Source organism: uncultured Amaricoccus sp. (assembly GCF_937891315.1).
Classification (GTDB): domain Bacteria; phylum Pseudomonadota; class Alphaproteobacteria; order Rhodobacterales; family Rhodobacteraceae; genus Amaricoccus.
Window position 1 is genome coordinate 1 of record NZ_CALAGI010000057.1, and the last position, 9,390, is coordinate 9,390.

At 66.8% G+C, this 9,390-nt stretch carries 9 protein-coding genes and 1 pseudogene; 5 read left to right on the forward strand and 5 right to left on the reverse strand.

Annotated elements, in window-relative coordinates; translation table 11 throughout:
• The 3 genes and pseudogenes from Q0480_RS05000 to Q0480_RS05010 form a co-directional block, all read right to left on the reverse strand.
• Window positions 1-448 (reverse strand): annotated as a pseudogene (locus tag Q0480_RS05000) (F0F1 ATP synthase subunit alpha); the annotation flags it as partial.
• On the reverse strand, window positions 448-1,008 hold the full coding sequence (locus Q0480_RS05005; RefSeq protein WP_299131266.1) for a F0F1 ATP synthase subunit delta: 561 nt from the start codon (window positions 1,006-1,008) through the stop codon (window positions 448-450). The pseudogene Q0480_RS05000 and the gene Q0480_RS05005, both read right to left, overlap by 1 nt.
• A 200-nt stretch (window positions 1,009-1,208) precedes the next feature.
• Window positions 1,209-2,012, reverse strand: coding sequence for a methyltransferase domain-containing protein (locus Q0480_RS05010; protein WP_299131252.1), 804 nt, complete (start codon window positions 2,010-2,012; stop codon window positions 1,209-1,211).
• 92 nt (window positions 2,013-2,104) lie between these two features.
• On the opposite strand from Q0480_RS05010, the gene gloB reads away from it, so the two are divergent.
• Window positions 2,105-2,872, forward strand: a complete 768-nt coding sequence (gloB, locus tag Q0480_RS05015) for a hydroxyacylglutathione hydrolase (RefSeq protein ID WP_299131253.1) — start codon at window positions 2,105-2,107, stop codon at window positions 2,870-2,872.
• 191 nt (window positions 2,873-3,063) lie between these two features.
• Complete coding sequence (gene clpA, locus Q0480_RS05020) at window positions 3,064-5,388, forward strand: ATP-dependent Clp protease ATP-binding subunit ClpA (protein ID WP_299131254.1); 2,325 nt, start codon at window positions 3,064-3,066, stop codon at window positions 5,386-5,388.
• A 180-nt stretch (window positions 5,389-5,568) separates the two neighbouring features.
• On the opposite strand, the gene Q0480_RS05025 is transcribed toward clpA, so the two are convergent.
• Together Q0480_RS05025 and hspQ are read right to left on the reverse strand one after the other, a co-directional pair.
• The gene (locus Q0480_RS05025) at window positions 5,569-5,904 is read right to left on the reverse strand and encodes a DUF2794 domain-containing protein (RefSeq protein ID WP_299131256.1); all 336 of its coding nucleotides are present in this window, start codon (window positions 5,902-5,904) and stop codon (window positions 5,569-5,571) included.
• 124 nt (window positions 5,905-6,028) lie between these two features.
• Window positions 6,029-6,358 (reverse strand): heat shock protein HspQ, encoded by a 330-nt coding sequence (gene hspQ, locus Q0480_RS05030; protein ID WP_299131258.1) that lies wholly within the window; start codon window positions 6,356-6,358, stop codon window positions 6,029-6,031.
• 124 nt (window positions 6,359-6,482) lie between these two features.
• Between hspQ and Q0480_RS05035 the strand changes: the two genes are divergently transcribed.
• The 3 genes from Q0480_RS05035 to Q0480_RS05045 all read left to right on the forward strand — a co-directional run bounded on the left by Q0480_RS05035 (window position 6,483) and on the right by Q0480_RS05045 (window position 9,168).
• Window positions 6,483-7,367, forward strand: a complete 885-nt coding sequence (locus Q0480_RS05035) for an AEC family transporter (RefSeq protein ID WP_299131260.1) — start codon at window positions 6,483-6,485, stop codon at window positions 7,365-7,367.
• Between the two features lie 222 nt (window positions 7,368-7,589).
• The gene (locus Q0480_RS05040) at window positions 7,590-8,174 is read left to right on the forward strand and encodes a lytic transglycosylase (RefSeq protein ID WP_299131262.1); all 585 of its coding nucleotides are present in this window, start codon (window positions 7,590-7,592) and stop codon (window positions 8,172-8,174) included.
• A 79-nt stretch (window positions 8,175-8,253) separates the two neighbouring features.
• Window positions 8,254-9,168, forward strand: coding sequence for a LysR family transcriptional regulator (locus Q0480_RS05045; RefSeq protein WP_299131264.1), 915 nt, complete (start codon window positions 8,254-8,256; stop codon window positions 9,166-9,168).
• Window positions 9,169-9,390: the final 222 nt, after the last annotated feature.

Sequence of the window (9,390 nt, forward strand, 5' to 3'; positions counted from 1 at the left end):
GGCCGGTCGCCATCGGCTCATGCACCGACTGGCGCGGGATGATGCCGGGGGCCTTTACGTCGGCGATTCGGCGCTCCGTCGCGGCGACCGGACCCTTGCCGTCGATCGGATTGCCGAGCGCGTCGACAACGCGGCCGAGCAGGCCCTTGCCGACCGGCACGTCCACGATCGACTTCGTGCGCTTCACCACGTCGCCTTCGCCGATCTCGCGGTCCGACCCGAAGATCACGACGCCGACATTGTCGACTTCGAGGTTCAGGGTCATGCCGCGGATGCCGCCCGGGAACTCGACCATCTCGCCGGCCTGGACATTGTCGAGCCCGTGGACACGGGCGATGCCGTCCCCCACGGACAGCACGCGACCCACTTCCGCGACCTCGGCCTCCTGGCCGAAATTCTTGATCTGTTCCTTGAGGATCGCGGAGATCTCAGCGGCTTGGATCGACATTATCCGACCTCTTTCATGACATTCTGGAGATTGGCGAGCTTGGCGCGGATCGAGGTATCGATCATGCGGGACCCGACCTTGACCACGAGGCCGCCGATCAGGCTTTCGTCAACAGTGACATCGAGCTTCACGTCCCGGCCGACGCTGGCCTTGAGCGTGTCGGCCAGCGCCTGGGTCTGGGCCTGGGTGAGCGGCTTCGCCGCCGTCACCTCGGCCGTCACCTCGCCGCGCGCGTCGGCGATCAGGGCGCGGACCCCGGCGATCAGACCCGGCACGACGAAGAGCCGGCGATTCTGAGCCATGAGCAGCAGGGTATTGGTAACGGCGGGACCAAGGTCCATCTTCCCGGCGAGGGCGCGGATGGCGTTACCCTGGTCCTCACGGCTGAATACCGGCGAGGCGATCATGTCGCGAAGGTCCGCGCTGCCGTCGAGGGCGGTCTGGACGGTCGCGAGATCCGCCTCCACCTTGTCGAGCTGACCGCTTTCCTTTGCGATCTCGAATAGCGCCGTGGCGTAGCGTCCCGCGACGCCCGAGGTCAGAGATGCTGAGCTGGCCACGACCACCCTTTCGTTCTCGGCTAAATCCGCCCCCCACGAGCGGCCCGTGTGTCACTCTGGCGGCAAAGCTGCGCGCACCCAAGTGAAATCGGCGCGGTGATAGCAGAGGGATCGCTGGGTGGCAATACATTGCGCCCGGTTCGGAGCAGGTTCCGTGAGCGGCCATTCGCATGGCCCCGCTTCATTTTTTCGGATCCCGTTCACGAGGCCCTCACGAACCCGGCATCGGGCCGGAGTCGATCGCGATTCCGGCTGACGACGGGTTCGGGTTTTGGCCGGGCGAGTCCGCCGAGAACATCGAGCGGGCCGGGCACGGCGGCGGGGGCGCCTTCGGCCGGCGGGCGGGCATAGACCTGCTTCGAAGCCTCCACCAGCAGGGCGCCGGCCATGAACTGCGGATCGAACCGTCGCCCCAGCCGTTCCCAGAACTGCGCGGTCTGCAGCCAGAATCGGCGGTGCGACGGAGGAGCATAGAGCGCCGCCGCGTGCCGTTCCGGGACGAAGCGGGATTTGACGAGCTGCTTCTCGAGCTGGCCGAAGCTGTACGGCCGGCCATAGCCGAAGGGTGTGACGTCACGTCGCGCCCAGATGCCGGCGCGATTCGGGACGATGAAGAGCACCCGTCCGCCCGGCGCCAGGACGCGCCAGAGCTCGGCGAGGAGCGCGTCCGGGCTCTCGCAGGTCTCGAGCCCGTGCGCGACGATCAGGCGATCGACGGTGCCGGCGGCGATCGGCCAGCGGGTTTCCTCGACCAGCGAGCTGACATTGGCACCGCCGGGCGGCCAGGGCATCACCCCCTGCTGGGCCGGCATCAGCGCCAGCACGCGACGCGCGTCGTTGAGGAACGGCCGCAGCACGGGGGCCGCGAAGCCGAAACCGACCACGGTCATGCCGCGCGTGTCGGGCCAGAGCCGCCGCAAGGCCTGCTGCAAGCTCCGCTGCGTCGAGCGCCCGAGCTTGGTTCGGTAGTAGAAGGCGCGCAGGTCGAGCACATCCAGATGCATTGCGCCAAACTAGCCGATCCGACAGACTGGCGCCAAGGCAATCGCAAGGTGGCCGGCCGCGGGGCGGCCGGGCGGGCGCGGGGGGGATCGGGATGGGGCTGGAAATCGTCGTCGTGCCCTGCTTGCGGGACAACTACGCCTATCTGCTGCGCGATGTCGCCGGGCGGCGCGTGGCCGTGGTGGACGCGCCGGAACCGAAGCCGATCGAGGAGGCGCTGGCGGCGCGGGGCTGGACGCTCGACATGATCCTGATCACCCACCATCACGCCGACCATATCGACGGGGTCGACGCGCTGCGCGAGACCTACGGCGCCACGGTCGTGGGCGCGGCCGCCGACCGGCGCCGGCTGCCCGCGCTCGATATCGCCGTCGAGGACGGCGATACGGTGGCGGTCGGTGCGAGCATGGGCGAGGTCATCGACGTGCCGGGCCATACGGTCGGGCATGTCGCCTATTATTTCGCGGGGGCCGGAGCGCTGTTCTCGGCCGACAGCCTGATGATCATGGGATGCGGCCGGCTGTTCGAGGGCACGGCGGACCAGATGTGGCGCAGCCTGTCGCGGATGGCGGCGCTGCCCGGCGAGACGCGGGTCTATTCCGGGCATGAATACGCCCAGGCCAACACCCGCTTCGCACTCTCCATCGACGGTGACAATCCGGCCCTCGCCGCGCGCGCGGCCGAGATCGAGGCGGCCCGGGCGAACGGTTCGCCGACGGTGCCGGCGCGGCTCGATCTGGAGCTTGCGACCAATCCTTTCCTGCGGGCGCGAGATCCGGCCTTGAAAGCGCGGCTCGGCCTGCCCAATTCGCCTGATGCCCAAGTTTTCGCCGAGATCCGGAAGCGCAAGGATGCTTACTGAGCACTTGCAGCAACACTCCGGAAATCCCCGAGGCGGGGCCTGCATTTTTTTTGCGCTTTGAGCCGCGGGCCGGCATACTGGCCCTTGAAGCGCGTGGAATAAAACCGAAGTTTAACAGGTAACGGGTAAGACTGAAGTTCCTTGCCCGCGTCGGCTGCCCGCCGACGGGTTCAGACGGAAGGACGCGGACTATGCCCTCATTCTCGAGTACACTGGAAGCTGCGATCCACAACGCCCTTGGCCACGCCAACCAGCGAAAGCACGAGCTGGCTACCCTGGAACACCTGCTGCTCGCGTTGCTGGACGAGCCCGAGGCGGCCCGGGTGATGAAGGCTTGCGGGGTCGATCTCGAGAAGCTGCGCAAGACGATCCTCGCCTTCCTCGACGAGGAGCTCGACGCGCTCATTTCCGATATCGAAGGTTCCGAAGCCGCGCCGACCACCGGTTTCCAGCGGGTGATCCAGCGCGCGGCGATCCATGTCCAGAGCTCCGGCCGGTCGGAGGTGACGGGTGCGAACGTTCTCGTGGCGATCTTCGCCGAACGCGAAAGCCACGCCGCCTACTTCCTCCAGGAACAGGACATGACGCGTTACGACGCGGTCAACTACATCAGCCACGGCGTCGCCAAGGATCCGTCCTATGGCGAGGCCCGGCCGGTGAAGGGCGCGGAGGCTGCCCCCGAGCCCAAGGCCCAGGCCCAGGCCGGCAAGGAGGCCGAGGAGACCGCGTTGCACAAGTATTGTGTTGATCTGAATGAGAAAGCACGCCGGGGCGACGTCGATCCGCTGATCGGCCGCGATGGCGAGGTCGAACGCTGCATTCAGGTCCTGTGCCGCCGGCGCAAGAACAACCCGCTGCTCGTGGGCGATCCCGGCGTGGGCAAGACCGCCATCGCCGAGGGTCTGGCGCGGAAGATCATCGACGGCGAAACGCCGGGCGTGCTGGCCGACACGACGATCTATTCGCTCGACATGGGCGCGCTGCTGGCCGGAACGCGCTATCGCGGCGATTTCGAGGAGCGGCTGAAGGCCGTGATGAAGGAACTGGAGCAGCATCCGAACGCCATCCTGTTCATCGACGAGATCCACACGGTGATCGGCGCCGGTGCGACCAGCGGCGGCGCGATGGACGCGTCGAATCTGCTGAAGCCGGCGTTGCAGTCGGGGACGCTGCGCTGCATGGGCTCCACGACCTACAAGGAGTATCGCCAGCATTTCGAGAAGGACCGCGCGCTGGCGCGGCGGTTCCAGAAGATCGACGTCAACGAGCCGTCGGTCGAGGATGCGTTCAAGATCCTGAAGGGGCTGAAGCCCTATTTCGAGGATCACCACGACATCCGCTACACGCTCGATGCGATCCGCTCGGCGGTCGATCTGTCGGCGCGCTATATCCATGACCGCAAGCTGCCCGACAAGGCGATCGACGTGATCGACGAGGCGGGCGCGGCGCAGCACCTGCTGCCCGAGAGCCGGCGGCGCAAGACCATCACCTCGAAGGAGATCGAGGCGGTGGTGGCCAAGATCGCCCGCATCCCGCCGAGGAACGTCAGCAAGGACGATGCCGAGGTGCTGAAGGACCTCGACAAGTCGCTGAAGCGCGTGGTGTTCGGCCAGGACAAGGCGATCGACGCGCTGGCCTCGGCGATCAAGCTGAGCCGCGCGGGTCTGCGCGAACCGGAGAAGCCGATCGGCAACTACCTGTTCACCGGCCCGACCGGCGTCGGCAAGACCGAGGTTGCGAAGCGGCTGGCGCAGCAGCTGGGCGTCGAGCTGCTGCGGTTCGACATGTCGGAATACATGGAGAAACATACGGTTTCCCGCCTGATCGGCGCGCCTCCGGGCTATGTCGGCTTCGATCAGGGCGGGCTGCTGACCGACGGCGTGGATCAGCATCCGCATTGCGTGCTGCTGCTCGACGAGATGGAGAAGGCGCATCCGGACGTCTACAACATCCTCCTGCAGGTGATGGACAACGGCAAGCTGACCGACCACAACGGCCGGACGGTGGATTTCCGCAATGTCGTCCTGATCATGACGTCGAACGCCGGCGCCCAGGAGCAGGCGCAGAACGCGCTCGGCTTCGGTCGCGAGCGGCGCGAGGGCGAGGATACCATCGCGGTCGAGAAGATGTTCAGCCCCGAGTTCCGCAACCGGCTGGACGCGGTGATCAGCTTCGGCGCGCTGCCGAAATCGGTGATCCTGCAGGTGGTCGAGAAGTTCGTGCTGCAACTCGAGGCGCAGCTGATGGACCGCAACGTCCAGATCGAGCTGACCCCGGAAGCCACCGAATGGCTGGCGGACAAGGGCTATGACAGCAAGATGGGTGCCCGGCCGCTCGGCCGCGTGATCCAGGAGAACATCAAGAAGCCGCTGGCCGAGGAGCTGCTGTTCGGCAAGCTGGCCAAGGGCGGCCTCGTCGAGGTTCTCGTGCGGGACGGCCAGATCGAGCTGCGCTTCGAGCCCGCCGCGGCGCCGCGGATCGCGACCAAGAAGCCGCCGCTTCTGACCGCCGAATAAGGCGCGTTCCGGGCTCGGCCCGGGCGGCGCGAGACGGATCAAGCTCCCCTGACCGGCGACGGTCGGGGGAGTTTTTTTTGTGGACGGCGATGCGCCGGCCGGAGTCCGGCTCGGGGGTTCAATGAACGCGGGATTTCGGAGCGGCGCCCGGTCAGAGACCCGGTCAGAGTTGGGGCGCCATCAGATCGCGCGGATCAGCTTCTTCTCCAGCACGCGCAGCACGGAGGCGAGGTCATTGCCGCGCTTGAGCACGCGGCCGTCCATGCCGATCACCGCGTAGATCCCCTGCCGGCCAAGGCGGGGGCGCTTCTCGATCCGATAGAGCGGATGCTCGGCGGTGTGCCGGAAGACGGCGAAGACCGCGGCCTCGCGCAGCATCGAGATGCCGTAGTCGCGCCAGAGCCCGGCGGCGACCATGCGCCCATAGAGGCCGAGGATGGCCGACAGCTCCACGCGATGAAAGCTGACCTGATCGGGGAGGCGAGGAAAGGGCGCGATCTCGGCACTCTGGTCCATCCCGAGACAATGGGCGCGCCGCGCGGGTTTGGCAAGCGGCTCCCGGATCGTTCGGGCCGCGCTGGTTAATCGGCGCCCGAGGTGACCCGCGTCCGACTCCGGGACGCCGGCTCCGGGGCGCCGGTCAATGCAGATGGCCGTCCATGTCGTAGCGGCCGCCTTCGAGCAGCGGGCCGAACATCTCGGCGACCTCCGGATGATCCACCGGCTCGCCCGAATCGTCGCGGACAAGGTTCTGTTCCGACACATAGGCCACGTAGTACGAGGTCTCGTTCTCGGCGAGCAGATGGTAGAACGGCTGGTCCTTGCGCGGCCGGCTGTCTTCGGGGATCGACTCCCACCATTCGTCGGTATTGCTGAACGTGGGATCGACGTCGAAGATCACGCCGCGAAACGGGTGAACCCGATGCCGAACGACCTGGCCGACGGTGAATTTTGCCGAGGCGGTAAGCATGGCCGCGAACCTGTCAAGACTAGAGTGCAGCGCATCATACAGAGCGGTTGACTTTATGTCCACAACACGGGCAAGCCCGACCCGCGCGGTCGGGCTTTCCGCGGCGGCAGTGACGGAAATGTCGATGGCCCTGATCCTCCAGGTATTCCAGATCGTCGCCCCGGTCTTCCTGCTCGCCGCCATCGGCTACGCCTGGGTCCGGGGCCTCGGCTGGAACTACGATGTCGAATTCGTGACCCGCCTGTCGATGACCCTGTCGGTGCCGTGCCTGATCTTCATGGCATTGACCCGGTCGAAGGTCGATCCCGCCCTCCTGCGCGACACGGTGCTGGCCTCGCTGCTGGCCTATGTGCTCGTCGGCCTGATCGCCTGGGGCCTGGTGCGCGCGCTCGGCCTCGACGCGCAGACCTACTGGGCGCCGATCACCTTCGGCAATACCGGCAATCTCGGCCTGCCGATCGCGCTCTTCGCTTTTGGCCAGCTCGGGTTCGACCTCGCCGTCGTCGTCTTCGCGGTGATGGCGATCCTGTCCTTCACCTTCGGGGTCTGGGTGGTGGCCGGCGGCGGCTCGCCCGCGCGGGCGATCCGCGAGCCGCTGGTCTGGGGCACGGTGCTCGGCTCGGTCTTTCTGGTTCTGGGCTGGCATGTGCCGGTCTGGCTCGGCTCGGCGCTCGATCTCGTCGGGCAGATGGCGATTCCGCTGATGCTGATCACGCTCGGCGTCGCCATCTCGCGCCTGCGGCCGCGGGCGCTGGGGCGGGCCTTCTGGCTCTGCGTCGTGAAACTCGCGCTCTGCACGGCGGCGCCGCTGGCGATCGGTCTCCTGCTCGGCCTGTCGCGCCTGCCGCTCGGGGTGCTGGTGTTGCAGCTCTCGACGCCGGTGGCCGTCACCTCCTACATGCTCGCCGCGAAGTACCAGGCGCGACCCGACGAGGTGGCGGGCCTCGTCGTCGTCTCGACCGCCATTTCGATGATTGCGATCCCCGCGACGCTCGCCTTCTTCATCTAGAGCGGACGACCCGGCAGAGCCGGCTCGTCCGCTCCAGAGTCCTGAATTCGCGCAATGTCTTGACCACCGGGCGATTCCGTCCGGTTGGACATTGCTCTGATCGCGGCCGATGCGCGGGGACCGTGAGCTTCTGCTTGCAAAAAACTGGAATCCAGGCATTATCCGCTCGACACGTGCGACAAGACACGTTGAGCAGTCTTCGATCTGACAGGTTTCAATCGCATGCGGCGGTTTGCCCTCCTTGCGGCGTTTGTCCTTCTGAGTTCGTGCGGCGGGGGCGAAAAGCCGCCCAGCACGGTCACCGATGCCTGCCGGATGCAGACCGAACGCCCCCACTGGTTCAAGGCGATGAGCCGCACGGAAGCGCGCTGGGGCGTCCCGGTCTCGGTGCAGCTCGCCACCATCTCGCGCGAGTCGAGCTTCGAGGCGGATGCCCGGCCGACAAAGAAGGTGGGCAGCGGCATCTTCTCGCGCCATGTGCCGCGGTCCAGCGCCTATGGCTATTCGCAGGCGCTCGACGGCACCTGGGAATGGTACATGCGCGACACGGGACAGACCGGCGCGGACCGCGACGATTTCGCCGACTCGTCCGATTTCATCGGCTGGTACATGAACCTCAACAGCCGCGTGAACGGCGTGCCGTTGGGCGACGCCTACAACCAGTATCTCGCCTATCACGAGGGCAAGGCCGGTTTCGCCAAGGGCAGCTACAAGAAGAAGGCGTGGCTGCCGGGCGTCGCGCGCGACGTTCAGGCCTGGTCCGTGCGCTACGCGCAGCAGCTCCAATCCTGTCCCATCCCGGGCTGACGCCCGTTCACGGGCCTGGCAATTGACAGTCCCCGAAAACCCGCCCTAACGTCCATGAGCCGGAAACAGTGGGGGTGCCATGGACCGTCTGACGGAGATGGAGGCGTTCGTCCAGGTGGTCGATCACGGCGGTTTCACCGAAGCGGCCCGCAAGATGGGCCTGTCGAAATCCGCGGTCTCGAAACATGTCTCCGCGTTGGAATCACGGCTCGCCGTCCGGCTGCTCAATCGTACCACGCGCAGGGTCAGCCCGACTGAGGTGGGTCTCGCCTATTACGACCGGGCGCGCACCGTGCTCACCGACGCCTCCGAGGCCGACAGCATGGTGACGGCGATGCAGGCGACGCCGAAGGGCTCGCTCCGCATCTCGGTCCCGGTCAGCTTCGGCATCAATCAGCTGTCGGCGGCGGTGGCGAAGTTCCTCCTCGCCTATCCCGAGGTCGATATCCAGATGGTGCTCGACGACCGGTTCGTGGAACTGATCGCCGAGGGCTACGACATGGCGATCCGGGTCGGCGTGCTGGAGGACAGCTCGCTCAAGGCGCGCAAGCTCGCCGAGACGACGCGTATCCTCGTCGCCGCGCCCGACTATCTCGCGCGGATGGGAACGCCCGTGACGTTCGACGACCTGCACGAGCATCAGTTGCTGCATTACACCCATCTCGCCACCGGAAACTTCTGGCGGCTGCGCGGTCCGTCGGGCGAGGAGCGCCAGATCCGGGTCGGCGGCCGGCTGACCGCGAACAATGGCGATTCCCTGATGCGCGCGGCGGAGGCCGGCATCGGCATCGCGCTGCTGCCGTCCTTCGTGCTCGGCGACGCGCTGGCCTCGGGCCGCCTGATCGAGGTTCTGGCCGAGCGCGCCGGCGATACCATCGGCATCTACGCACTCTATCCCGAAGGCAAGTTCACCCAGCCGAAGCTGCGGGCCTTCATCGACTTCCTCGCCGAGCATTTCAAGGGCATGGGGCCGGTCGCCTGGCCGGTGCCGTAGTACCAACGGCCCACCTCGTTGACTTTCCGACCAAGCGTGCCGCGGGCACGCGCGACGCGGGTCCGACCAAGCCGAGGCACTGCCTCGGCCGGGCCGATCGCCGGAGGGCCGGAGGCCGGATCGAGATATTCCCGCGGACCGATCTTATACCAACGGCCCGGACGGATGGTAAGCGGTGTTGTCAGGCCACGGCCTTGAGCGGTGCAGTGGCATAGGCCCAGG